At 60.3% G+C, this 22,560-nt stretch carries 21 protein-coding genes; 10 read left to right on the top strand and 11 right to left on the bottom strand.

Translation table 11 applies throughout. The features are described from left to right. Window position 1: 1 nt before the first annotated feature. The 8 genes from J5Y17_RS04705 to J5Y17_RS04670 form a co-directional block, all read right to left on the bottom strand. Window positions 2-1,591: a di-heme oxidoredictase family protein gene (locus J5Y17_RS04705; protein WP_370628856.1), complete on the bottom strand. Its 1,590-nt coding sequence runs from the start codon at window positions 1,589-1,591 to the stop codon at window positions 2-4. Further along, window positions 1,563-2,048: a bacterioferritin gene (gene bfr / locus J5Y17_RS04700; RefSeq protein ID WP_219784040.1), complete on the bottom strand. Its 486-nt coding sequence runs from the start codon at window positions 2,046-2,048 to the stop codon at window positions 1,563-1,565. The genes J5Y17_RS04705 and bfr overlap by 29 nt, the downstream gene beginning before the upstream one ends. A gap of 4 nt (window positions 2,049-2,052) precedes the next feature. Beyond that, window positions 2,053-2,289, bottom strand: coding sequence for a bacterioferritin-associated ferredoxin (locus J5Y17_RS04695; protein WP_219784038.1), 237 nt, complete (start codon window positions 2,287-2,289; stop codon window positions 2,053-2,055). Between the two features lie 61 nt (window positions 2,290-2,350). Then, window positions 2,351-3,604, bottom strand: coding sequence for an imelysin family protein (locus J5Y17_RS04690; RefSeq protein WP_219784037.1), 1,254 nt, complete (start codon window positions 3,602-3,604; stop codon window positions 2,351-2,353). 199 nt (window positions 3,605-3,803) lie between these two features. Then, window positions 3,804-4,940, bottom strand: a complete 1,137-nt coding sequence (locus J5Y17_RS04685) for an ABC transporter permease (protein WP_219784036.1) — start codon at window positions 4,938-4,940, stop codon at window positions 3,804-3,806. Further along, window positions 4,937-5,887: an ABC transporter ATP-binding protein gene (locus J5Y17_RS04680; protein ID WP_219784035.1), complete on the bottom strand. Its 951-nt coding sequence runs from the start codon at window positions 5,885-5,887 to the stop codon at window positions 4,937-4,939. The genes J5Y17_RS04685 and J5Y17_RS04680 overlap by 4 nt, the downstream gene beginning before the upstream one ends. 3 nt (window positions 5,888-5,890) lie before the next feature. After that, window positions 5,891-6,853, bottom strand: a complete 963-nt coding sequence (locus tag J5Y17_RS04675) for an HlyD family secretion protein (protein ID WP_219784034.1) — start codon at window positions 6,851-6,853, stop codon at window positions 5,891-5,893. Then, a complete protein-coding gene (locus tag J5Y17_RS04670; protein ID WP_219784033.1) occupies window positions 6,846-7,550 on the bottom strand; it encodes a TetR/AcrR family transcriptional regulator in 705 nt (234 codons plus the stop codon). The genes J5Y17_RS04675 and J5Y17_RS04670 overlap by 8 nt, the downstream gene beginning before the upstream one ends. Window positions 7,551-7,842: 292 nt before the next feature. On the opposite strand from J5Y17_RS04670, the gene J5Y17_RS04665 reads away from it, so the two are divergent. From J5Y17_RS04665 to J5Y17_RS04655, 3 genes are all read left to right on the top strand, one after another. Next, complete coding sequence (locus tag J5Y17_RS04665; RefSeq protein WP_219784032.1) at window positions 7,843-9,510, top strand: NAD(P)-binding protein; 1,668 nt, start codon at window positions 7,843-7,845, stop codon at window positions 9,508-9,510. After that, window positions 9,503-13,138 (top strand): pyruvate:ferredoxin (flavodoxin) oxidoreductase, encoded by a 3,636-nt coding sequence (nifJ, locus tag J5Y17_RS04660; RefSeq protein ID WP_219784031.1) that lies wholly within the window; start codon window positions 9,503-9,505, stop codon window positions 13,136-13,138. Before J5Y17_RS04665 ends, nifJ begins: the two co-directional genes overlap by 8 nt. A gap of 335 nt (window positions 13,139-13,473) precedes the next feature. Further along, entirely contained in the window at window positions 13,474-14,145 is a 672-nt protein-coding gene (locus J5Y17_RS04655) for a L,D-transpeptidase (RefSeq protein ID WP_219784030.1), read from the top strand. A 59-nt stretch (window positions 14,146-14,204) separates the two neighbouring features. Here J5Y17_RS04655 and J5Y17_RS04650 read toward each other — a convergent pair whose 3' ends face one another. Continuing rightward, complete coding sequence (locus tag J5Y17_RS04650) at window positions 14,205-14,477, bottom strand: hypothetical protein (RefSeq protein WP_219784029.1); 273 nt, start codon at window positions 14,475-14,477, stop codon at window positions 14,205-14,207. Between the two features lie 160 nt (window positions 14,478-14,637). Further along, window positions 14,638-15,591 (bottom strand): 2-hydroxyacid dehydrogenase, encoded by a 954-nt coding sequence (locus J5Y17_RS04645; protein ID WP_219784028.1) that lies wholly within the window; start codon window positions 15,589-15,591, stop codon window positions 14,638-14,640. A gap of 393 nt (window positions 15,592-15,984) precedes the next feature. Here J5Y17_RS04645 and J5Y17_RS04640 point away from each other — a divergent pair, with 393 nt between their 5' ends. From J5Y17_RS04640 to J5Y17_RS04630, 3 genes are all read left to right on the top strand, one after another. Next, the gene (locus J5Y17_RS04640; protein WP_219784027.1) at window positions 15,985-16,149 is read left to right on the top strand and encodes a hypothetical protein; all 165 of its coding nucleotides are present in this window, start codon (window positions 15,985-15,987) and stop codon (window positions 16,147-16,149) included. A gap of 3 nt (window positions 16,150-16,152) precedes the next feature. Further along, window positions 16,153-16,794: a ParA family protein gene (locus tag J5Y17_RS04635; RefSeq protein WP_219784026.1), complete on the top strand. Its 642-nt coding sequence runs from the start codon at window positions 16,153-16,155 to the stop codon at window positions 16,792-16,794. 112 nt (window positions 16,795-16,906) lie between these two features. After that, window positions 16,907-17,842, top strand: coding sequence for a PHP domain-containing protein (locus J5Y17_RS04630; RefSeq protein ID WP_219784025.1), 936 nt, complete (start codon window positions 16,907-16,909; stop codon window positions 17,840-17,842). A gap of 44 nt (window positions 17,843-17,886) precedes the next feature. Here the strand turns inward: J5Y17_RS04630 and J5Y17_RS04625 are convergent, their stop codons facing one another. Next, a complete protein-coding gene (locus J5Y17_RS04625) occupies window positions 17,887-18,282 on the bottom strand; it encodes a RidA family protein (protein WP_219784024.1) in 396 nt (131 codons plus the stop codon). Between the two features lie 263 nt (window positions 18,283-18,545). On the opposite strand from J5Y17_RS04625, the gene J5Y17_RS04620 reads away from it, so the two are divergent. The 4 genes from J5Y17_RS04620 to J5Y17_RS04605 all read left to right on the top strand — a co-directional run bounded on the left by J5Y17_RS04620 (window position 18,546) and on the right by J5Y17_RS04605 (window position 22,559). Continuing rightward, complete coding sequence (locus J5Y17_RS04620; RefSeq protein ID WP_219784023.1) at window positions 18,546-19,541, top strand: ABC transporter substrate-binding protein; 996 nt, start codon at window positions 18,546-18,548, stop codon at window positions 19,539-19,541. Window positions 19,542-19,618: 77 nt separating this feature from the next. Next, complete coding sequence (locus J5Y17_RS04615) at window positions 19,619-20,425, top strand: ABC transporter ATP-binding protein (RefSeq protein WP_255571852.1); 807 nt, start codon at window positions 19,619-19,621, stop codon at window positions 20,423-20,425. Beyond that, window positions 20,422-21,276 (top strand): ABC transporter permease, encoded by an 855-nt coding sequence (locus J5Y17_RS04610; protein WP_219784022.1) that lies wholly within the window; start codon window positions 20,422-20,424, stop codon window positions 21,274-21,276. Before J5Y17_RS04615 ends, J5Y17_RS04610 begins: the two co-directional genes overlap by 4 nt. An 8-nt stretch (window positions 21,277-21,284) precedes the next feature. Continuing rightward, window positions 21,285-22,559, top strand: coding sequence for a cytosine deaminase (locus J5Y17_RS04605; RefSeq protein ID WP_219784021.1), 1,275 nt, complete (start codon window positions 21,285-21,287; stop codon window positions 22,557-22,559). The last annotated feature ends 1 nt before the right edge of the window (window position 22,560 follow it).

Here is a 22,560-nt window from a genome sequence, read left to right as displayed (position 1 = left end):
CCTAGAGGCTTTCGAGAAAACGAATGAGTGCGGCGCGATCTTCTGCTGGCATCTCCACCACGGCGTTGCGGGCCCTTTGGGCCTCGCCACCATGCCAGAGCACCGCCTCCAAAAGCGTGCGCGCACGTCCGTCATGGAGGTAGGTCGTATGCCCTGAGACGCGCGCCGTCAAACCGATCCCCCACAAAGGTGCAGTGCGCCACTCGGTGCCGGTGGCGCGATGTTCGGGACGATGATCCGCCAACCCCTCGCCCATGTCGTGCAACAATAGGTCGGTATAGGGCCAAATAAGCTGGAACGAACGCGGCGCATCGTCGGTATCGCTGAGCCGGGCGGTGACATGTTTCGGGGTATGGCAGGCCGCGCATCCGGCCTCGAAAAACATCTCTTTGCCGCGCAGGACCTCTGGATCATCCACGTCGCGACGTGCGGGAACCGCCAAGTTTCGGGCGTAAAACGTCACCAAATCCATGCCGGTCTGGTCGATCTCATCGCCGCGCACATCGCCTGCGCCATGGGGGGCTGCGAGGCAGTCCACCTGTTCTGCCGTGCAATCGCCCGAGGGCGAAGGGAAAAGCGGAGAGGAAATGCCGATGTCGCCGTGAAAGGCCGCAGCGGATTGTTCCTCGACCGTCGGCTCGCCCGCTTTCCAGCCGAAGCGTCCCAACATGGGCGCATCAAAATGCCGTGACCAGACCACGTTGGGCCGTCCTGAGATGCCGTCACCGTCACGATCCTCCGGATCGGCACGCGCGAGAATGTCTTCGGAGGGAATCGCCTCCAAAAGCCCCAGACCGATCATCGGGTTGGCGATGCGGGGGGAAAGCTGCAGGTCGTCGGGCAGAGGCCCGTAGCCCGGGTTGCTGATGCTATAGGTCGGTTGGCGCAGGCTCACCACCTCGCCGCCCGACAGCGTGACGGGGATCTCTCGATAGGTGATCTCCAGACGTCCCTCAGGCGCAAAGCCCACAAGCGCCAGATCCTGCAACTGCCCGCCATAGCTCGGCGCGGGACGCGTGCGCGGGGTGGCGCCCAACCCGTCCAATTGGTGTCCGTCGAGTTGCGCCAGATAAGCCTCAAGTTCGCTCAGAGGCGCGTCGCCTGCGGGCACAGAGAGCCGTAGGAACATCGAGGTGCGGGCGTCATCCGCGTGCTCCGGAGGATGGCCGCGCCCGTCGTTGACGTGGCAACGCTGGCAGGAGCGCGCATTGTAGAGCGGCCCTAACCCATCGGAGGCTTTGGTGGAGGACGGCGAGGAGACCCAGAGCTTGGCAAAAAGCGCATTGCCCAGTTCGAAATCCAGTTTCTTCTCAAAGGGCAGTGTCGCAGGCGGCAAGGAAAACGCCGTGTCATCACCCGGGTCGGCGACGGTGCCCGCGCCGCCTTGGTTGGCCTCGAAAGCTTCGGGATTGGTGAAATCCGTCGCAGGCGCGATCACATCGGCAATCCGCGCGCGCTCGGCTTGCGTGCGGGGCACGGTGGAAAGATGCGGATCGGATGTCGGGAGTTGCTCAGCAGGCGCACCCTGCCCCATGAGGGACAGGGCCAAAAGCAAAGAGGCCTTACTCGGCTTCGTCCATGGATGCCGCATTGAGCAGCGCATAGCCTTGCTCGCCAAGACGGGCGTAGAGGTCGAGCTGGGTTTCGAGAAAATCAACATGGCCTTCCTCGTCGGCGATCAGCTCTTCGAAAAGCGCTTTCGACACATGGTCGCCAACAGATTCACAGTAGCTGCGCGCTTCATTGTAGAGTTTCAGCGCGTCATGCTCTCCGGCGAGGTCCGCCTCGAGCGTTTCTTTCGGGGTTTCGCCGATCCGCAAGGGGTCGAGCTTTTGCAAATTCGGGTGGCCTTCGAGAAAGATGATCCGGTCGATCAGCTTGTCGGCGTGGTTCATCTCTTCGATGCTTTCCTCGCGCGACTTCTTCGCCATTTTCGCCAGACCCCAATCCGCCTGAAGCCGGAAATGCAGCCAATATTGGGAAACGGCTGTCAGTTCCGAGCGGAGTGCTGCGTTCAGGTATTCGATGACCTTGGCGTCGCCTTTCATGGGATTATCCTCTCTTGCGATGTTCTTTCAGCCCGCGCAATTCGGCAGGCACTTCAAAGTTAGCATTCTGACGCATCGAGGAAAGGAAAAGCGACATACACCCGCCGCAATCGGGGGTTTTCCCCAAGGCACGGTAGACTTTGCCGGGCGTGATGATCGTCTCAGGGTCAGATGCCCGCATCCAGTCGATGGCCGCGTGGATGTCGCGGTCTGTGATGGCGTTACAGGAACAGACGATCATGATCTCGGCTCTCGTTGGAGTGGAAAAGGCGGCCTTTCAAGAGCCGCCCCGAAAGGTGTGATTACTGAAAAACAGCGTCGGGGTTGTCGAGGCTGTCGGAGCCTTCAACCTCGATCTCGGAGGCCGAGAGCACACTCACGGCGCGCTCGATCTCGCGAGTCTGGGCAACAAGCGCATCGACCGCCGACATAATCAACTCTTCGCCCGCCTCATTGCCGCGTGCCAGCATCTGATCATAGGAGAAGCCGGACTCTGCGGCCGCTTTGATCTCGGCGAGTTCGACCATCGTGTGATCCAGAGCGTGGCCCAGATCATTCGCGAGGCCGGCGTCTTTCTCGGACAAGAGGCTTGCGAGGCTTTCACCCGTCACCAAGGTGCCATCGACGCGCATGTATTTCCCGAAATAGACATTGTGGATGCCCATGCCGTCATAGAAATGCGAGTTGTGGGTGTTGTCGGAGAAGCAATCGTGCTCTTCTTCGGGGTCGTTCAGCATAACGCCAAGCTTCATCCGCTCGCCCGCCTGTTCGCCGTAAGACAGCGAGCCCATACCGGTGAGCATCGCGGTGATGCCCGCCGCCGGATCGTCCACGACAGCTGCACGCGCGTCGCCGCCTTCGGCCCATTGTGCTTCCATATATTCCAGATCGGAAACCAAAAGCTTGGTCGCGGAGACGAGATATTCGGCGCGGCGGTCACAATTGCCGCCGGTGCAGTCGTCGCCGGTCAGGTAATCGGTGTAAGGACGTGCGCCCGCGCCGTGATCGGTGCCGTTCAGGTCCTGCCCCCAGAGCAGGAATTCGATGGCGTGATAGCCGGTCGCCACATTGGCCTCGACCTCATCAGCCTCATGCAGCGTCTCGGCGAGAAACTCGGGCGTGATCGCGGAGGCGTCCACGGTTTCGCCGGAAAGTTCGAAAGACGGCGTGGCGATGACGTTCAGAGCCGCCAGCGGGTTCTCGTCGGTCGCGCCGCCATAAGACCCATCCACATAGTCGATCAGACCCTCATCAAGCGGCCAAGCGTTCACCTTGCCTTCCCAGTCATCGACAATCGGGTTGCCGAAGCGGAAGACTTCGGATTGCTGATAAGGCACGCGAGCCTCAAGCCATGCGGCTTTGGCAGCGGCCAGCGTCACGTCGGAGGGGGCCGCGACGAAATCCGCGATGGCGGCGTCCAATTCCTGCGCCTTGATCAGGCTGTCGCCATAGACGGCATGGGCCATATCGGCGTAGTTGCTCACCACCTCGGCTTCGCCCGCAAAAGCGGCGGCCGGAAGCGTGGCTGCGATCATGGCCGTCATCATACGTTTCATGTGGTCTTGTCCCTTTGTCTCCCCCGCCTTGGTCCTGTCGGCGGGGCCTTCCAATCTGCGTGTTGTGACACGCTTGGCTCTTTATAGGGAGATTAACTGACTTCTTTGGTCGGATATGTCAATCCTGATTATTTTAATAAGAATAAACACAGGCGGGTAAAGACCCCTGCGCCCCACTCCACATCAAAATTTTCGCTTTTCAGTCAAGTGTTTGGCGGTAACGCCGCAACGCAATCGCCACGACCACCACGAGGATGACCGCAATCGCTCCCATATTCCCCGCCACCTCCGGCAGCCCCCCGCCCTTGAGCATCACCTTGCGCACGAGGCGCAGGAAATGCGTCGCGGGAATCGCCGTGCCGAGGCTCTGCGCCCAGCCAGGCATGGCGGAAAACGGGAACATGAAGCCGGAGAGCAGGACCGTCGGAAGGATAGTGAAGAACGACAATTGCATGGCCTGCATCTGGGTCCGTGCCACGGTCGAGACCAGAAATCCGATGGCGAGATTGACGATGATATAGAGGTTAAAGCCCAGGAAGAACGCCAGAAACGAGCCAGAAAACGGCACATTGAACAGCACCCGCGCTGCAATCAGAAACACAAAGGTCTGGACGTATCCCACGAAAACATATGGCAAAATCTTGCCCAGCATCACCTCGGCGGCGGTCACCGGCGTGGCGATCAGGCTTTCCATCGTGCCTTTTTCCGTCTCGCGCACGATGGCCACAGCCGTGATTAAAATCATCGTCATCGACAGGATCACCGCCAAAAGCCCCGGCACGATGTTGATCGAGGTTTCCTCCGACGGATTGAACGCCCGATGCACCACAAGCTCGAACGGCGGCTCGGACCCCGCCGCAAAGGACAGCGGCCCCGACAGGCTTTGCTTCATCGCGGTGTCGACCACGCCATTCATCGCGCCAATCGCCCCGCCCGCCGCCACCGGATCGGAGGCATCGACGGTGAGCAAAATCTCTGGCCTCACGCCCCGGATCATGTCGCGCTCGAACCCGGGCGGCACAGTCAGGATCACCGTCGCGGTGCCGTCTCTCAACGCCTCGGCGCTCTCTATCTCAGAGGTCACGATACCAATGAAATCAAAGTAGTCCGAGGTGTCCATCGCCGCCGTCAGGCTACGGATGACCGGGCTCTCGTCCGCCACCTCGACCAATGTCGGCAGATTGTGCGGATCGGTGTCGATGGCATAGCCAAAGAGCAAAAGCTGCATCACCGGCATGCCGATCATCATCGCAAAGGTCACGCGGTCGCGCTTCATCTGGATGAATTCCTTGATCAGCACGCCCAGAAATCGGGTCCATGAAAACAGACGGCTCATTGGACCTCCTCCAGCGGCGCGCCGAAATTGTCCTTCGCGCCCGCCATGAGATAGATAAACGCCTCTTCAAGACCCGCCTTTTTCGCCTGCCAGTCATACACCCCACCCGCTTCGCGCGCCGCCAAAGCGTCAAGTGCCGCCTTATCCGTCCCCGACACATGCAGCTCCGCGCCGAAACGGATCACCTGCCCGGCGCCGTCCTCATGTTTCAACCGTTCTTCCAAGGCACTCAGGTCAGGACCTTTGACCACATAGGTCGACAGCCCGATGGTCGTCGGAATGTCTTCTGCGGCGCCGTCGATCAGCTTTTTGCCATAGGCGATATAGGCGATGTGATCGCATTGCACCGCCTCGTCCATATAGTGAGTGGACACCAGAACCGTCACACCTTTGGCCGCCAAACGTCTGATTTCATCCCAAAAATCGCGCCGTGCCTTGGGGTCCACCCCGGCAGTCGGCTCGTCCAAGAGCAAGAGATCGGGATTGTGGATCATGCAGGCGGCCAGCGCCAAACGTTGCTTCCAGCCCCCCGACAGCGTGCCCGCCAATTGCCCCGCGCGGCCCTCAAGCCCCAGATCGCGCACCGCCTCTTCGACCAGACGCTTGCGCTCTGGCATCCCGAACATCCGCGCGACGAAATCGAGGTTCTCGGCGATGGTCAGGTCTTCGTAGAGCGAAAACTTCTGCGTCATGTAGCCGACGCGTTTCTTGATCTCGCAGCTGTCTTTGACGATGTCGAGGCCAAGGCACTGCCCCGCGCCGCCATCCGGCGTCAAAAGCCCACACATCATGCGGATTGTCGTGGTTTTGCCCGAGCCGTTCGGCCCGAGAAAGCCGTAAATCGCGCCTCTTTTGACCTCCATATCGAAGTCATCGACAACTTTGCGGTCGCCAAAAATCTTGGTCAGGCCGGTGACGGAAATGGCCACATCGTCCTTCTCTGGCATGGCTCACTCCTCCACAGCGGCGGAGGCATCCACCGTGATCGGCTGCCCCGGCAGCACGCCCTGCGGGTCGATCACCTCGGCCTCGATGCGATAGACGAGACGTCCGCGTTCGGCTTTGGTGTAGAGGATCGGCGGGGTGTATTGCGGGTCAGAGGCGAGCCGCGTGATCCTAGCGCTCAGCCCCGGCGCGCAGCCCTCGCAGGACAGCGCCACAACATCGCCGGGGCTCAGATCGGCGCGCTCGTATTCCGGCACAAAGAACAGCGCGGTCATCTGACCCGGCGGCAAAAGCGACACCACAGGGGCGCCGCTTGCGGCCACTTCGCCCGCTTCGAAGAACACCTTTTCCACCTGCCCCGTGACGGGGGCGTAAACCTTGCGGTCGTCGAGATCGGAGCGCGCCAGATCGACCTGCGCCCGCGCCGCCTCCACCGCGGCCTCGGCCGCCAGCCGCTCTGCATCGCGGGCGGGCAGTTCGGCCACTTTCAATTCGGCCTCAAGCCGCGTCACGGCCGCCTGAGCCTCATCCACGGCGGCCTGTTGATCGTCCACCGTGGCCTGTGTCGTGGCACCTCGTGCCAAAAGCGTTTCCGAGCGCGTCAGCCGCGTTTGCGCGATATCCAGCGCCACGCGCGCTTGATTGAGCGAGGCGCGGATCACATCCGTCTCCGCCTGTCGCGAGCCGGTCGAGAGGTTCTCAAACTGCGCCTCGGCCTGCGCCAGTTGCGCCTCGGCAGAACGGAGTGCTGCGCGGGGTTGATCGTCTTCCAAAGCAAAGATCAGCGCGCCTTTGGCAATGTGATCGCCTTCGGTGACCGCGATGGTCTCGATCCGCCCGCCCGAAGCCGGCGCGGCATAGGTGAAATCTCCCTCGATATAGCCGTCGTAAACATAGGGCGGCGTGTCGAGAAATCCGGGGTAAATCGCCGCGATGACAGAGGCCAGCCAGCTTGGAAGATCAGCCATTTTGCGGCTCCTTTTCGGTATGAGGATCGGTTGGGAGAGGCTCGAGGCCCGCAAAGAGCAGGGTCAGATGGGTGTCGATGAGATCGGCAATGCGCAGGTCTTTGGGTTGGTCGTTGGGCGCCTCACTGTCGGGCCAGATGTCGAACACATCCGCCAAAAGCACATGCATGAGAAATGGTCCAAGCACACAGCGCACGACCATGTCGGGATCAACCTCGCGGATATAGCCGCCCTCCATGCCCTGCCGAAACAGCGCAACCAGCGCGGGCAAGGCGCGGCCGATGACACGCTCGCGATACATCGTGGCAAGCTTCGGGTGCGTTGGTGCCTCCCGGATCACCAGCTTTGGCACGGCCAGAACGCGCGGATCGGACATGCGCGCCATGAACAGAGGCGCAATCTGGCACAGGATGTCGCGCGGGTCGCCTTTAAAGCCGCCGATCTGATCGACCACCTCGCCCACGACCACGCCGACAGCCCGGTCCACCAGCGCCTCGATCACCGCGTCTTTCGAGGAAAAATAGAGATAGACCGCGCCTTTCGAGACGCCCGCCCGCGTGGCGATGTCCTCGACCCTTGTGCGGTCGAACCCCTTCTCAACAAAGAGGTCCAAGGCGGCGTCTAATATTTCATCCGGGCGCGCCTCTTTGCGGCGGCGGAATTTTGGGGCCGCCTCTGGCGTTGTGTCTTCGGACATACGGGCCTCCCGAGTCGTCGCGACATTAAATAACTGACCAGTCATTTATTTATATTCAACACGAAAGTAAAGTCCGAACCCAACGCCCCCACCTCGCGCAACTATCCTGCGCAACGCTCAAAAGATGCACATTCGATGCGACATTTCGTTTCAATAAAAGAGATAAAAAAATCATAGCGTTGCGAGACCGACCTCTCGCATGCAACCCTTGATATATGTCAACGCCCGAGCGGGAAAACACCGCGATGCTGCGTCCAGCCACAGCCCAGCCACATCCACGTGAGGCCTCTCCATGACCCAGTCTGCCGATCCCAAACCCGGCACGAAACGCGCCGATTTCACCCCCCTTGTGGGACAAAGCAAAACCGCCGGCACCGGTCCCGTGCGCAGTCAAATCCCCGCCTATGTTACCCTCACCCCGCCCTGTGCAGCGGCCTGTCCGGCGGGCGAAAACATCCGCGAATGGCTGGCGGCGGCGATGGAGGGAAATTACCGCGAAGCATGGGAAATTTTGACCGCCGAGAACCCGATGCCCGCCGTGCATGGCCGGGTGTGCTATCACCCATGCGAGGGCGGCTGTAACCGGGGCGAGGTGGATGCCTCCGTGTCGATCCATGCGGTCGAGCGGTTTCTGGGCGATATGGCGAATGAACAGGGCTGGCAGTTCACGGCGCTGAACCCGCCCTCCTGCAAGAAGGTTCTGGTGGTCGGCGCGGGGCCTTCTGGACTCTCCGCCGCCTATCATCTGGCGCGGCTGGGTCATGAAGTCGAAATCTTCGAGGCCGGTCCCATCGCGGGCGGCATGATGCATTTCGGCATCCCCGCCTACCGCATGCCGCGCGACGAACTGGCGCAGGATGTGGCGCGGATCGAGGCGCTTGGCGTCAAGATCACTCTGAACCATAAGGTCTCCGATCTGATGTCAGAGAAGGCTGCGGGCGGCTTTGATGCCGTCTACCTCGCCATCGGTGCGGGTGCGGGCAAACACGTCGATATTCCAGCCAAGGAAGCGCCGAAAATCCTCAATGCGGTGAGCCTCTTGTCCGACGCATCCAAAGGAGAAGCCCCCCTGTTAGGCCGCCGCGTCGTGGTCTACGGCGGCGGCAACACGGCGATGGATGCGGCGCGAACGGCAAAACGTCTGGGCGCCACGGAGACGCTGATCGTCTATCGCCGCGACCGCGAGCACATGCCTGCGCATGCCTTCGAGGCCGACGAGGCCATGGCCGAGGGTGTCAAAATCAAATGGCTGACCACGATCAAGGAAATCGACGGCGACGCGTTGAAAGTCGAGCGCATGGAGATCGGCGCGGATGGCAAGGCGCATCCGACCGGCGAATTCGAGACGCTGACAGCCGACGCCGTGGTGCTGGCGCTGGGTCAGGAGACCGACAGTTCGTTTTTGAAATCCGTGCCGGGACTGACGTTTTCGTGGAACGGCACGATTGAGGTGGATGAGAGCCGGATGACCGGCTGTGAGGGCGTTTTTGCCGGCGGCGATATGGTGCCGGATCAGCAATCGGTCACCATCGCCACCGGCCATGGCAAATTGGCCGCGCTCCACATCGACGCCTGGCTCGCGGGACGCGTCTATGTCCCTGCCGATCCGCCCGCTTTGGTGACGGCAGATATGTTGCACCTGCCGGTCTACTCGGATGTGGACCCGAAAGAACAGGCGGCCTTGGCGACCAGCAAACGCGACAGCTTCGACGAGGTGCTGAGCGGATTGTCGGAAAAAGAAGCCCGCTATGAGGCGTCGCGCTGCTACTCCTGCGGGTCCTGCTATGAGTGCGACAACTGCTATGCCGCCTGCCCCGAGGACGCCATCGTCAAGCTGGGCAAAGGCGAAGGCTACGAGATCGACGCCAGCAAATGCACCGGCTGTCAAACCTGTTTCGACCAATGCCCCTGCCACGCGCTAGAAATGATTTCAGAGACTGCGGAGGCCTCCCATGCTTGACCACGACCACATCACACCGCCGTCCAACGAGACCCGCGAAGCGACCCACAGCCATTCCACCATGGATGGCAACGCCGCCGTCGCCCACATAGCTTACCGTGTGAACGAGGTCTGTTCGATCTACCCGATCACGCCATCGTCCCCCATGGCCGAACTCGCGGATGATTGGACCGCGCAAGGCGTTCATAACATCTGGGGCGACGTGCCGGTCATTCAGGAAATGCAATCCGAAGGCGGCGCCGCGGGCACCGTCCACGGCGCGTTGCAAGCGGGTGCCCTGACCACGACTTTCACCGCCTCGCAGGGCCTCATGCTCATGCTGCCCAATATGTTCAAAATCGCGGGCGAATTGACGCCGACCGTGTTTCACGTCGCGGCACGCTCTCTGGCGACGCACGCCCTGTCGATCTTTGGCGATCATGCCGACGTGATGGCCGCGCGGTCCACCGGCTTTGCCATGCTGGCCTCGGCATCTGTGCAAGAATCCCACGACATGGCGCTCGTGGCTCACGCCGCAACGCTGAAAGCCCGCATCCCTTTCATCCATTTCTTTGACGGCTTCCGCACCTCCCACGAGGTCAACACGCTCGATCTCATTCCCGACGATCAAATCCGGGCGATGATCGACGACGATCTGGTGCGCGCACATCGCAAACGTGCTCTGTCGCCGGAAAATCCCTTCATCCGCGGCACCGCCCAGAACCCCGACGTGTTCTTTCAGGGCCGCGAAGCCGCCAACCCGTTTTACGCCGCCGTGCCGGAGATCGTCGCCGAGGAAATGAACACGCTGGGCGCCATGACGGGCCGTTTCTATCAGCCCTTTGACTACACCGGCGCGCCGGACGCGACGCGCGTAGTGATCGCCATGGGCTCTGGCGTCGATGTGATCTCCGCGACCGTCGCGGACCTCGTCTCCAAGGGCGAAAAGATCGGCCTCATCACCGTTCGGCTGTACCGGCCTTTTTCGCCGAAACACCTCTTCGCAGCACTCCCCGAAACGGTCGAGAAAATCGCCGTTCTCGACCGCTCGAAAGAACCCGGCACTACCGGTGAGCCGCTCTATCTTGACGTGGTGTCTGCCCTCGCGGAGGCCGTCGCCACCGGCACACGGGCCACCATGCCGCGCGTGATCGGTGGGCGCTATGGGCTGTCGTCCAAGGACTTTACGCCCGCGCAGGCCAAGGCCGCATTCGACAACCTTTTGAAAGGTCATCCAAAAACCAATTTCACTGTCGGCATCACCGATGACGTGTCTTTCACGTCACTCAAGGTCGATCCAAGCTATGATATCGAGAAAGACAACGTGGTCCGCGCGGTCTTCTACGGCCTCGGCGCGGACGGCACGGTCGGCGCCAACAAGAACTCTGTGAAAATCATCGCCGCCGAAGAGGACCATTTTGCCCAAGGCTATTTCGTCTATGACAGCCACAAATCCGGCGCTGTCACCGAGAGCCATCTGCGCTTTGGCCCGGAGCCTATTGCCGCGCCTTACCTGATTGCATCCGCCAATTTCGTCGCCTGTCATCAGTTCCATTTCCTGATGAAAATGGATGTGCTGAAACTGGCAAAACCCGGCGCGATTTTCCTGTTGAATTCACCCTACGGGGCTGAAGCCACATGGGACCGCCTGCCACGCTCCGTGCAGCAGGCGATCATCGACAAGGGGCTGAAATTCTACGTGATCGACGCCACTTCTGCCGCCCGCGAATTAGGCCTTGGCGGGCGCACCAACACGATTTTGCAGACCTGTTTCTTTGCGCTCTCGGGCGTCTTGCCGCGCGACGAGGCGATTGAAAAGATCAAACATGCGATCGAGAAGACCTACGCAAAAAAAGGCCGCGAAGTGGTGGAGAAAAACTTCGCCGCTGTCGATGGCGCCTTGAAAGGCCTGCATGAAATTGCCGTGCCAGACGCGCCAACCAGCATCCTCCAACGTCCCTCCTTGGTGCCCGAAGATGCGCCCTCTTTCGTGCGCGATGTGACCGCGAAAATGATGGAGGGCTTGGGCGACGACATCCCCGTTTCGGCGCTCCCCGTCGATGGCACTTTCCCCTCGGGCACCGCCGCTTGGGAGAAACGCAATGTCGCCGATGAAGTGCCGGTCTGGATTGCGGAGGACTGCATCCAATGCGGTCAATGTTCCTTCGTCTGCCCGCATTCCGTCATCCGTGCGAAGTATTTCGACGAGGACCTGTTGGCGGGCGCGCCGGAGAGCTTCCAACATGCGCCTGTCAACGCGCGCGGCTATCCGGACGCCGAATATGCCTTGGAATTCTACTTGGAGGACTGCACCGGATGCGGCCTCTGTGTCGAGGCCTGCCCAGCGATTTCCGAAGACGATCCGACACAAAAAGCAATCAACCTACACCTCAAAGAAGACCTGCCAGAGCGCGAACGCGAGAACATCGCTTTCTTCGAGAGCCTGCCGGTGAACGACCGCTCGCGGGTCGATTTCGCCAATGTGCGCGGTGTGCAATTTCTTGAGCCCCTGTTCGAATTCCCCGGCGCCTGTGCGGGCTGCGGCGAGACGCCTTACGTCAAACTGCTCAGCCAGTTGTTCGGCGACCGGCTCATGGTCGCCAATGCCACCGGCTGTTCGTCGATATATGGCGGCAACCTGCCGGTGACGCCCTGGACCAAGAACGCCGAGGGGCGTGGCCCGGCCTGGGCCAATTCGCTGTTTGAGGACAACGCGGAATTCGGTCTCGGCTTCCGTCTCGCGGCCGACAAACAGAATGCTTTGGCGCAGGATCTTTTGCGCAGGTTAGCGCCGGATGTCGGTGACGATCTCGTGCATGACATCCTCACCGCCCCGCAGGTCCGGGAATCCGAAATCCGGAGCCAGCGCGAGCGTGTGGGATTGCTCAAGACCAAGCTTCTCGCCCTGCCCCGGTCCGAAGACATTGAACATTTGTTGTCCCTCTCCGACCATCTCGTCAAACGCGCGATCTGGCTCGTCGGCGGGGATGGCTGGGCCTATGACATCGGCTATGGCGGGCTCGATCACGTTCTCGCTTCGGGTCGCAACGTCAATATTCTGGTGATGGACACCGAAGTCTATTCGAACACCGGCGGTCAGGCCTCCAAAGCCACGCCGTTGGGCGCCATCGCCAAATTCGCCGCTGCTGGCAAGCGAACCAACCGGAAAGACATGGCGCTTCAGGCCATCGCCTATGGCAATGTCTATGTCGCGCAAGTGGCCTTGGGGGCCAATCCTCAGCAAACCCTGCAAGCCTTCCGTGAGGCCGAAGCTTGGGACGGCCCGTCGATCATCCTCGCCTATTCGCATTGCATCGCCCATGGCATCGACATGCGCAAGGGGCTGGACCAACAGCAAAAAGCGGTGAAATCCGGCTACTGGCCCCTGTTGCGCTTTGATCCGGAGCTGCATGGCACGGGCACGCCGCCATTCCGGCTCGACAGCCCGCGACCCACGTTGCCGTTCAAAGACTACGCCTACGGCGAGCTGCGCTATCGTCAGCTGAGCCAAACACGCCCTGAAGAGGCAGCGGAGCTTTTGGAGATGGCGCAATCGGGCATTCTTGACAAATACCGCACCTATGAGGAATTCGCCGAGATGGAAAAAGGCCCGGACCCAAGCCGCGTGATGGGCACGGGGTCGCTTTGAGGCCTCTGACCAAGGTCAGGGAACACTCCTGACCTTGGTCATATATTAAAATTTTCTTTAATATTTAAACCATATAGGGGGCTTTTCTAGAGACAGCCACTGCTCCAAAGCCGCGTCTCATGGCACCTTTTTGCGCCAACTCTCCTTCAGATTTCAGACTCCGCATATCGCGTAAAATCGGTCATCGATCAGGCATAAGCACAGAAAATCTACACGTAAAAGTGACTCCCCCGTGGGAACAGCTTGCGTTTTTATGGGTTTAGCCTAGGAAGATCATAAATGAGGCTGCCACCTCACCCAACACTTCGCTCTGCTCAGTCGTAAAGGATTCCGCCATGTTAACCCGTCGCCATTTCATCCAGACCTCCACCGCGCTGTTTTCCGCGACTGCGCTCGGGACGGTGGCTGGCACACCTGCCATGGCCGCCACGAAAAGCGATTGGGACCGCTGGGACGCTCAGGTGACGCCTGCGAATTTCAACCTTGAGACCACCAACCCTTGGGGCCTTCACAGCCGCTTCCTGCCGCGTCGGGTCGAGGCGAAAGATGGCCTCAGAGCGGGCGACATCCATGTCGATGCCGTCGCGCGCTATCTCTATCTCGTCGAAGAAGGCGGCACCGCAATGCGCTATGGCGTGGCGATCGGGCGGGACGGTCTTTACACCCCCGGCACCTACTCGGTCCGTCGAAAAGCGAAATGGCCGACCTGGACGCCGACGCCCGCGATGATCGAGCGCGAACCGGAAACCTATGCGCAATATGCCGACGGCATGGATCCGGGCCCGCGCAACGCTTTGGGCTCCCGCGCGCTTTATCTCTACGTGGGCAACCGCGACACCTACCTGCGCATCCACGGCACGCCCTACCCGCGGTCCATCGGCACCCGCGCCAGCTCAGGCTGCGTGCGTATGGTAATGGCGCATGTCATTGATCTCTACGAACGCGCGAACACCGGGGTGACCGCACATCTCTATCCAGCGGAGCAATACGTGACCGCAACCAGCTAATCGGACACCGCGCCACACTAGATAGAAAAAAGGCAGGCCCTAGAGCCTGCCTTTCTTAATTACATCGCAGTTTCGAGCGTTGCCGGCGCCCTGGTGCAAATCGGGCGACCGTTGTTCGCCCGCAGCGGCAACATGGTCGTCTCGACCGGCCCGTCATGGCGATACCAGTAGCAGCCATCTTCCGGATTGATCTGCACGGTCGCCAGGTTCTGGTTTGGTGCGACGACCTCCGTCAGGCCTTCGGGAAGTTCCTGAAGATAGCCTTCGGTTGTCACAGGGGTCTCACACCCCGCCAAGGCCAAAAGCCCCCCCACCAAGAGCACATATTTCATCGACCTGCGTCCTTTCGCGTTCTTCTCACACTTACCGGCCACTTAAAGCCCTTTGTGAAACGCTGTGAAACAGGTTTTTGTTCAAATTTCGCACAACAAAGTCGGGGTGTGGGTCTTTTGCCATGGCCCGCCCCTGCATAAATCGCTCAGCGTGAGCCCCTTAATTGACCGGCGTCGGCAGCGGTGCACCGTCGAAATAAGCGGCCAGATTGGCGCATTGTGCGATGGACATATCCCGACGGGTTTCCGCGGTGGACGACGCCTGATGCGGCTGCAAAAGCACATTCGGCAGCGCGATGAGACGCGGGTTCACATGCGGCTCACCATAGAACACATCAAGCCCCGCCCCCGCGATGTCACCCGCTTCGAGCGCCTCGATAAGTGCCTCTTCATCCACGCAAGTGCCACGCGCGATGTTGATCACGACACCACGCGGGCCAAGCGCCTGGATCGCCTCACGCGACAGATAGCCCTTGGTGTGATCGCCGCCCACCACGGCCACGACCATCCAGTCGACCGCCTCGGCCAAGGCCACCACATCCTCGCCGTGATAGGTCCAACCCGCTGGCGTCTCCTTTTCCGTGCGCGAGGTGTAATGCACAGGCATGCCGAAAGCGGCGCAACGGTCCGCGATGGCGCGCCCGATCCGCCCCATGCCCGCAATCCCGACAGGCGCGCCCGACATTTTGCGATTGAGCGGCAATTCCTTGCCCTTGCCCCAAGTGCCATTCCGCACCCAACCATCGCCTTTGACGATCTCGCGTGACCAAGCGAGCATCATCGCCAGCGCCAGATCGGCCACATCTTCGTTCAGCACGTCAGGGGTGTTGGTGACACGAATGCCCCGCTCGGTCGCCGCGGCGACATCAATCGCGTCATAGCCGACGCCAAACTGCGCGATGATCTCGAGGTTCGGGAAAAGATCCATCTGGGCACCGTCGATGGCTTTGTGCCCCTTGTTGGCGATCGCGCGCACGGCGGCACGCACATCTTCGGGCAAAGCGGCACGCTCCGCGGGCGTGCCAGCATAGACCACAGGCCCCACGCTCTCGATCCGGGCACGTTCGTCGTCAGAAAAATAAGGAGCGGAGACGAGGATGGCGGCTTGAGTCATGGTCGGCCTTTCTGAGTTCGGAAAAACTGGGTGCTTTCGTCCTAACCCGTTTCCCGGCCCTGCGGAAACAGGCTTTCCGCCCCAAGGGTATGTTTTTCCGCAAAAAGAACCGACGCACCCGAGGCACCGTTGACAGAGGCGTGCCGCTTTCTGGCCGATGAGGACGCCCCGCAACACGAAGACCTTGAGAAAATCTATGACGAGGTGCTACGCTCGGATGGGGTATGAACCAAGACCAATGTCTTATTGATTTTTTTGGCTCAGTCGCGCAGCCGATTCACACCTCTGTAAGCTGCGAAAAAGACCGGAAAATTTGCGCAGAAAAGCTCTGTGCCGCTCTTGACCCCTGCTTTGAAGCGTATATACGGCGTATAGGCAAAACAGGACGTGAACATGTCGCCAAAGAACAAGAAAGACAGCACCCTGATCATTCGACTGCCCAAGGCGGATCGAGATGATTTCGTGGCGCTTTGCGAGGATATGGACACCTCCGCCTCGCGTGAATTGCGCGACCACATCCGTAAATTCCTCAAGAAGAATTCCAAGAAAGGATCGTAAGCCGTGAAGACGCTACTCGTCGCCAACAGCAAAGGTGGCTCCGGCAAGACGATGACAGCGATCACACTCGCGGCGGCCCTGAAAGCCGCCGGGTGCAAGGTCGCGCTGGCCGATGCCGATCCGCAGCAATCCGCTCGGATGTGGGGCAAACGGCGCTCGGCCTATGCCGCGCATATCCCGGTGCTCAACTGGTCCGGCCAAGGATCAAGCGGTGCGCGGCCTTCGGTGCCGAGAAAGACCGAATGGCTGGTGATCGACAGCGGCGCGGGGCTTGAGGCGGATGACGCCAAACCCTTTCTGAAAGAGGCCGATTTCATGGTCACCCCCGTGATGCCGTCGATGTTCGACGAGCTAGCGGTGAAGGGCTTTCTGAAAACGCTCCGCGATCTGAAACGCATCCGTAAGGAAAAGGTCGACATCCTGCCCATCGGCTCGCGTATCGACCCGCGGCGCAAGGATGGGCGGTTGCTCAAGGAGTTTCTCGAAGCCAACGGGCAGGAGATCGTCACGATGATTTCCGAACGCGCCGCCTATGTCGATCTCGCACGCGAGGGCCTGTCGATTTTCGATCAGTCTCAGGCGAAATACGCGCCGATGAAAGAGCAATGGAAACCCGTGCTGAAACGTATGAGCGTCAAACTCTGACCCCAGTATTTTTGGCCTCTGGCTCCATGACGGATCTCGGCGTTTAGCTACTCTGTCACGGTGATGTCACGCGCGGTGCGTAGACCCTCGCGCATGACCTATGGAGCCAGCCATGATCCCATCCGCCTTCACCGCCCCCGGCCGTTTCTATCGCGGCAATCTACACACACATTCAGACCGCTCGGACGGCGCGCTGGACCCTGCCGAGGTTTGTCGTCGCTATAAGGCGGAAGGCTATGATTTCATCGCCCTGACGGACCATTTCGTCGGCCTCTATGACTATCCTCTGGTGGACACGACGGATTTTCGGGACGAGGATTTTACCACCATTTTCGGCGCCGAACTGCATTCCGGCGCGATGGAGAATGGCGAGTTGTGGCATATTCTCGCGGTCGGGCTGCCTTTAGATTTTGCAGCCTCGCACTCCCCGGCCTTTGTCCCCGTCGAAGGGCAGGAAACTGGTGCGGAACTGGCGCAGCGGGCGCGCGACGCGGGCGCTTTCGTCGCCGTTGCGCACCCGCAATGGTCGGGGATGAGCCTTGCCGACGCGCGCTCGATTGAGGCCGCCCATGCGGTCGAGATTTACAACCACGGCTGTGCCATGGGCTGTGACCGGGCGGATGGGGCGTTTTATGCCGATCTGTTGCTCTCCGAGGGCCGGGATCTGACGGTGATCGCCACGGATGACGCGCATTTCAACGAACCCGATCACTTCGGCGGCTGGGTCATGGTCAAAGCGGAAACACTCACCCCCGAGGCCCTGTTGGAAGCGCTCAAACGCGGCGACTTTTATAGTTCTCAAGGGCCGGAGTTGCGTCAGATCGAAGTGACGGAGAAGGCCGTGACTGTCGAGTGCAGCGCGGTCTCTTCAGTCATCGTGCAAGGCCACGGCTCTGCAGCGGTGGCGGTCCATGGCGAAAGCCTCACCCGCGCCGAGGTGCCTTTGATGCGGTTCCACAAAAGCCCGTGGTTGCGTGTCACCGTGATGGATCGGGCGGGCAAGCGGGCTTGGTCAAATCCGTTCCCGAACCCGGATTTCAAAGGCTGAACTGCGCGAAAGCCGAAAAAACAGGCACGCGCTATGGTTGCAAATTAAGCAGGCGCGACTGCCGTCACCTCGACCTCAACCTTGAACTCCTCGCGGGTGAACCCCGTGACGATCAGAAGCGTCGAGGCAGGTTTGACCGACAGATCTTTCAACCAGGCATCGCGCACCGCCATGTAGGTTGGGAAGTCCTCTCGCCGTGTGACGAAGCCACTCACACGCACCACTGTGTCACGCCCCACGCCCGCCTCCTGCAAAATCGCGTCGATATTGGCGAAACACTGTTCTGCTTGGGCTTTGATGCCCTCTGGACAGGTGCCATCAGGTGCCAGACCCAGTTGACCCGACGTCACGACAACCCGGCCCGCGGGCACTGAGGCGATGCCATGCGAATAGGCGCCAAACGGCGCGGCGATGGAGGATGGGGTCAGGGATTTGTGCATGGAATGCTCCGGGGATGAGTCTCTGTCAGATTCGCCAGAAAGGCCGTTTTGTGATGCCATTCTTCACAGCGATACGCCGCTATTGTGTACAACACCGCATCCGATATTGCCGCCCATCGCCTGAAATTTGACCAATCGGCCAGAAATCTGCCCTCTATTTTGGCATTTGCAGATTGTGCACAAGAACCCGCCCCGCGCCTGCTGCTCTCCGCACAAGAGGCTCACTAACGTGGGTGTCGGAATTTCACCCACGGAGAATTTACATGACCATGACACGCGTCCTCGCGGGCTTGACCCTTGCCGCGACCACGTCCACCGCTGCGCTTGCTTCGGACCTCACGCCCGTTTCCTTCGGCACCAACTGGTTGGCTCAGGCCGAACACGGCGGCTACTACCAAGCTGTGGCCGACGGCACCTATGCGGAATGCGGCCTCGACGTCACCATTCAGCCCGGCGGCCCGCAGGTGAACAACCGCGCGCTGATGATGGCGGATCGCATTCAGTTCCACATGGGCGGCGATCTGTTGCAGGCCTTCAACGCCGCCAAAGAGGGCATTCCGGTCGTGGCCGTGGCCGCCACCTTCCAGAAACACCCGCAGGTGATCATCGCGCATCCCGGCGTGGCAGAGAGCTTTGAAGACCTGAAGAAAACCACGCTTTTGATCGGCGACAACGGCTTTGCCTCCTACTATCAGTGGATGATCGCCGCCTATGGCTTCACCGTCGAGCAACGCGAACCCTACACATTCAACCCGGCGCCCTTCCTCGCCGATGAGCTGAAATCCATGCAGGGCTACCTGTCGTCGGAGCCCTATGTGATCGAGAAAGAGGGCGGGTTTACACCAGACGTCTTCCTGATCGCGGACGCCGGCTATTCCACCTATGCGACCACGATCGAGACCATGCAAAAGACCATCGACGAGAGCCCGGAAGCGGTAAAATGTTTCGTCGATGGCTCGGCTAAGGGTTGGTACAACTACCTCTATAACGACAACTCCGCCGCCAACGAGATGATCATGGCCGACAACCCGGACATGACGCAGGACAAGATTGACTTCGCCATCGAGAAGATGAAATCCGAAGGCATCGTCGACAGCGGCGACGCGCTTGAGCTGGGCATCGGGGCGATGACCGACGAGAAGATCGCGGATTTCTACAACAAAATGGTCGACGCCGGTGTGATCGAAGCAGGTCTGGATTACTCCGCCGCCTACACGCTTGACTTCACCAACCAGAAAGTCGGCATGGACCTGAAATAAGGCCCGTTCCCAAAGACATAGCGAGGGCGGATCACGCTTTTCACCGCCCTCGCCTCCTTTGATTTCGAAAGACGCACATGACCCTCCCTTCCTCCATTCCGCCAATGGGCCAGCGCGACAAACTGTTGGAGATGTCCAATGTGGACAAGGTCTTCGGCGGCAATGTCGTGGCGCTCAAGGATATGAACCTGACCGTGAACCAAGGCGATTTCATTTCGCTTTTGGGGCCGTCGGGTTGTGGCAAATCCACCGCGCTTCGGCTGATTTCTGGTCTCATGCGCCCGACCTCCGGGCATATCAACTGGGAAGGCGGGCAGAAGACCGGTGATCTGGGCGTGGTGTTTCAGGAACCGACGCTGATGCCTTGGGCCACGGTCGAACAGAACGTCTGGCTGCCCTTCCGCCTGCGCGGCAAATCTTTGGCCGATGTGCAGGACGAAATCATGTGGGCGCTCAAAATGGTGGGCTTGGAGAAGTTCCAAAAAAGCTACCCGCGCGAACTGTCCGGCGGCATGAAGATGCGCGTCTCTATCGCACGCTCTCTGGTGACCGAACCGCGGCTGATCCTGATGGACGAACCTTTCGCGGCCTTGGACGAGATCACCCGGCACAAGCTGAACAACGACCTTTTGGAGCTTCGTGACAAATTGAAATGCACGGTGATTTTCGTCACCCACTCGGTGTTTGAGAGCGTCTTCCTGTCCGACCGCATCGTCGTCATGGCAGCGCGTCCCGGGCGGGTGTCGTCCGAAGTCACCGTCGATGCGCCCTACCCGCGCACCGAGGAATTCCGCACCTCCGCAGACTACGCGGAGCTCTGCCGCAAAGCCTCCGACGCGCTGCACGGCGCAATGAACGAACATGGCGCGAGGGCCTCGGCATGAGCACGACCGATATGAACACCGCTGCAATCGTAGACGAAGAAGAACTCCGCTACGCCCGCGCAGAAAAGCGCGAAAAGATCGCCAAATGGCTCTTGCCCGTGGTGGTGATCGCACTGGCGGTTTTCCTCTGGGACCGCATGGTGGTGTGGAACGACATTCCGCATTACATCCTTCCGGGGCCGGGATTGGTGCTTGAGACATTGATTCAGGACTGGGGCATGTTGTCGGACGCGCTGATTGTGACGCTCAAAATCACGCTCGCGGCTTTGGCGGTCGCGGTGGTCGGCGGCGTTGGCCTTGCGATCCTCTTCACCCAGTCGCGCTACTTCGAGATGTCGTTCTACCCCTTCGCCGTCATCTTGCAGGTGACGCCGGTGGTCTCGATTGCGCCCCTGATCTTCATCTATGTCGACAGCCGGATCGCGGGGCTTTTGCTCTGTGCCTGGATCGTGGCGTTTTTCCCGATCCTGTCGAACACCACGCTTGGCCTCAACTCGACCGACCACAACCTGCGCGATCTCTACAAAATCTACGGCGCCACGCGGTGGCAACGGCTGCGCTATTTGCAACTGCCGACCGCTCTACCCTATTTCTTGGGCGGGCTTCGTATTGCCGGTGGTCTGTCCCTGATCGGGGCTGTGGTGGCCGAATATGTCGCCGGCACAGGTGGCATCGGATCGGGGCTCGCGTTCCGCATCCTTGAGGCAGGTTACCGCCTCAACATTCCGCGCATGTTCGCGGCCCTTCTTCTGATCGCGGCGACAGGTGTCGTGATCTTCACCGCAGCCTCTTTGCTATCCCACGCGTTGCTGCACAAATGGCACGAAAGTGCGATCAAACGGGAGTCATAAGGACTTATATGAGCTTTTGCGTTCTGCCCAGCGGCGCGAAGACACTTCGAAATGTCACGGTCCCGGCCAGCCTCATCGGCCAATCCGGGGACCTCATCACCACCGATCTCACGATCACAAATGGAAAGATCACGCAAACGGACGCTGGGCAACCGGTCGAAACCGTGATCGATATGAAAGGCGCGATGGTCTTTCCGGCCTTCGTCGACATGCACACACATCTCGACAAGGGTCACATCTGGCCACGCGCCTCGAACCCTGATGGCTCCTTCATGGGGGCTTTGGAGACCGTCCATGCGGACCACGCCAATTGGACGGCGTCGGACGTCGAAGCGCGGATGGATTTCGCGCTGCGCTGCGCCTATGCCCATGGCACCAAAGCGATCCGCACCCATATCGACAGCCTTGATGCGCTAGCGTCTTCGTCTTTTGGTGTGGTCAAACGGATGCAAGACAAATGGGCCGGAAAGATCGAGCTTCAGGCGTCTTGCCTCGTCGCCGTCGACAAGATTTTCAAGGATCAGGGCGACTTCCCTGCGATTGCGAAAATCGTCGCCGACGCCGGGCAGATCCTCGGCTCTGTCACCTACCCGGTGCCGGATTTGAAAGAGCGGCTGTTGGACTTCTTTTACTTCGCGGTGATGTATGATCTCGACGTCGATTTCCATGTGGACGAGACCGACGATCCGACCTCCGACACGCTGCGCACAATTGCGGAGACCGTGATCGAGCTGGGGTTCAAGAACCGCGTCACCGTAGGCCATTGCTGTTCCATTTCGGTGATGACGGAAGAAACCGCCGACGAGATCATCACGCTCGTCGCCAAGGCCGGTCTCAACGTCGTCTCCCTGCCGATGTGCAACATGTATCTGCAAGACCGATACAAAGGCCGCACGCCGCGCTGGCGCGGTGTGACCATGGCGCATGAGCTGAACGCAGCGGGGGTCAATGTGTCCTTTGCCTCGGACAACACCCGCGATCCGTTCTACGCCTATGGCGATCTGGACATGATCGAGGTGATGCGCGAGGCGACGCGGATTTGCCACCTCGACCACACGGATGTGCCTTGGGTGAACGCCTTTCTGACCAATCCGGCGACGGCCTGTGGGTTTGACACCCCGAGCCTGACGGTGGGCGCGCCTGCCGATCTGGTCATTTGCAACGCACGCGGCTGGACCGAGCTCTTCGCCCGGCCGCAATCCGACAGGGTGGTGCTGAGGGACGGAGATCCCATCGACCGTGCCCTGCCCTCTTATTCCGAACTTGATGACATCGTGAGCTAAG

The sequence above is a fragment of the Celeribacter sp. PS-C1 genome, assembly GCF_019429625.1.
Lineage (GTDB): Bacteria > Pseudomonadota > Alphaproteobacteria > Rhodobacterales > Rhodobacteraceae > Celeribacter.
Note: the sequence above shows the minus strand (reverse complement) of the source record. Positions and strands in the feature narration are given on the sequence as shown.

Bases quoted from the DNA above. Each gene is read 5' to 3' on its own strand.
- J5Y17_RS04605 (WP_219784021.1), top strand. From the start codon at position 21,285: ATGAGCTTTTGCGTTCTGCCCAGCGGCGCGAAGACACTTCGAAATGTC.
- J5Y17_RS04625 (WP_219784024.1), bottom strand. From the start codon at position 18,282: ATGCACAAATCCCTGACCCCATCCTCCATCGCCGCGCCGTTTGGCGCC.
- J5Y17_RS04615 (WP_255571852.1), top strand. From the start codon at position 19,619: ATGACCCTCCCTTCCTCCATTCCGCCAATGGGCCAGCGCGACAAACTG.
- J5Y17_RS04665 (WP_219784032.1), top strand. From the start codon at position 7,843: ATGACCCAGTCTGCCGATCCCAAACCCGGCACGAAACGCGCCGATTTC.
- J5Y17_RS04630 (WP_219784025.1), top strand. From the start codon at position 16,907: ATGATCCCATCCGCCTTCACCGCCCCCGGCCGTTTCTATCGCGGCAAT.
- J5Y17_RS04695 (WP_219784038.1), bottom strand. From the start codon at position 2,289: ATGATCGTCTGTTCCTGTAACGCCATCACAGACCGCGACATCCACGCG.
- J5Y17_RS04670 (WP_219784033.1), bottom strand. From the start codon at position 7,550: ATGTCCGAAGACACAACGCCAGAGGCGGCCCCAAAATTCCGCCGCCGC.
- J5Y17_RS04610 (WP_219784022.1), top strand. From the start codon at position 20,422: ATGAGCACGACCGATATGAACACCGCTGCAATCGTAGACGAAGAAGAA.
- J5Y17_RS04645 (WP_219784028.1), bottom strand. From the start codon at position 15,591: ATGACTCAAGCCGCCATCCTCGTCTCCGCTCCTTATTTTTCTGACGAC.
- J5Y17_RS04650 (WP_219784029.1), bottom strand. From the start codon at position 14,477: ATGAAATATGTGCTCTTGGTGGGGGGGCTTTTGGCCTTGGCGGGGTGT.
- J5Y17_RS04680 (WP_219784035.1), bottom strand. From the start codon at position 5,887: ATGCCAGAGAAGGACGATGTGGCCATTTCCGTCACCGGCCTGACCAAG.
- bfr (WP_219784040.1), bottom strand. From the start codon at position 2,048: ATGAAAGGCGACGCCAAGGTCATCGAATACCTGAACGCAGCACTCCGC.
- J5Y17_RS04705 (WP_370628856.1), bottom strand. From the start codon at position 1,591: ATGCGGCATCCATGGACGAAGCCGAGTAAGGCCTCTTTGCTTTTGGCC.
- J5Y17_RS04685 (WP_219784036.1), bottom strand. From the start codon at position 4,940: ATGAGCCGTCTGTTTTCATGGACCCGATTTCTGGGCGTGCTGATCAAG.
- J5Y17_RS04620 (WP_219784023.1), top strand. From the start codon at position 18,546: ATGACCATGACACGCGTCCTCGCGGGCTTGACCCTTGCCGCGACCACG.
- J5Y17_RS04655 (WP_219784030.1), top strand. From the start codon at position 13,474: ATGTTAACCCGTCGCCATTTCATCCAGACCTCCACCGCGCTGTTTTCC.
- nifJ (WP_219784031.1), top strand. From the start codon at position 9,503: ATGCTTGACCACGACCACATCACACCGCCGTCCAACGAGACCCGCGAA.
- J5Y17_RS04640 (WP_219784027.1), top strand. From the start codon at position 15,985: ATGTCGCCAAAGAACAAGAAAGACAGCACCCTGATCATTCGACTGCCC.
- J5Y17_RS04675 (WP_219784034.1), bottom strand. From the start codon at position 6,853: ATGGCTGATCTTCCAAGCTGGCTGGCCTCTGTCATCGCGGCGATTTAC.
- J5Y17_RS04690 (WP_219784037.1), bottom strand. From the start codon at position 3,604: ATGAAACGTATGATGACGGCCATGATCGCAGCCACGCTTCCGGCCGCC.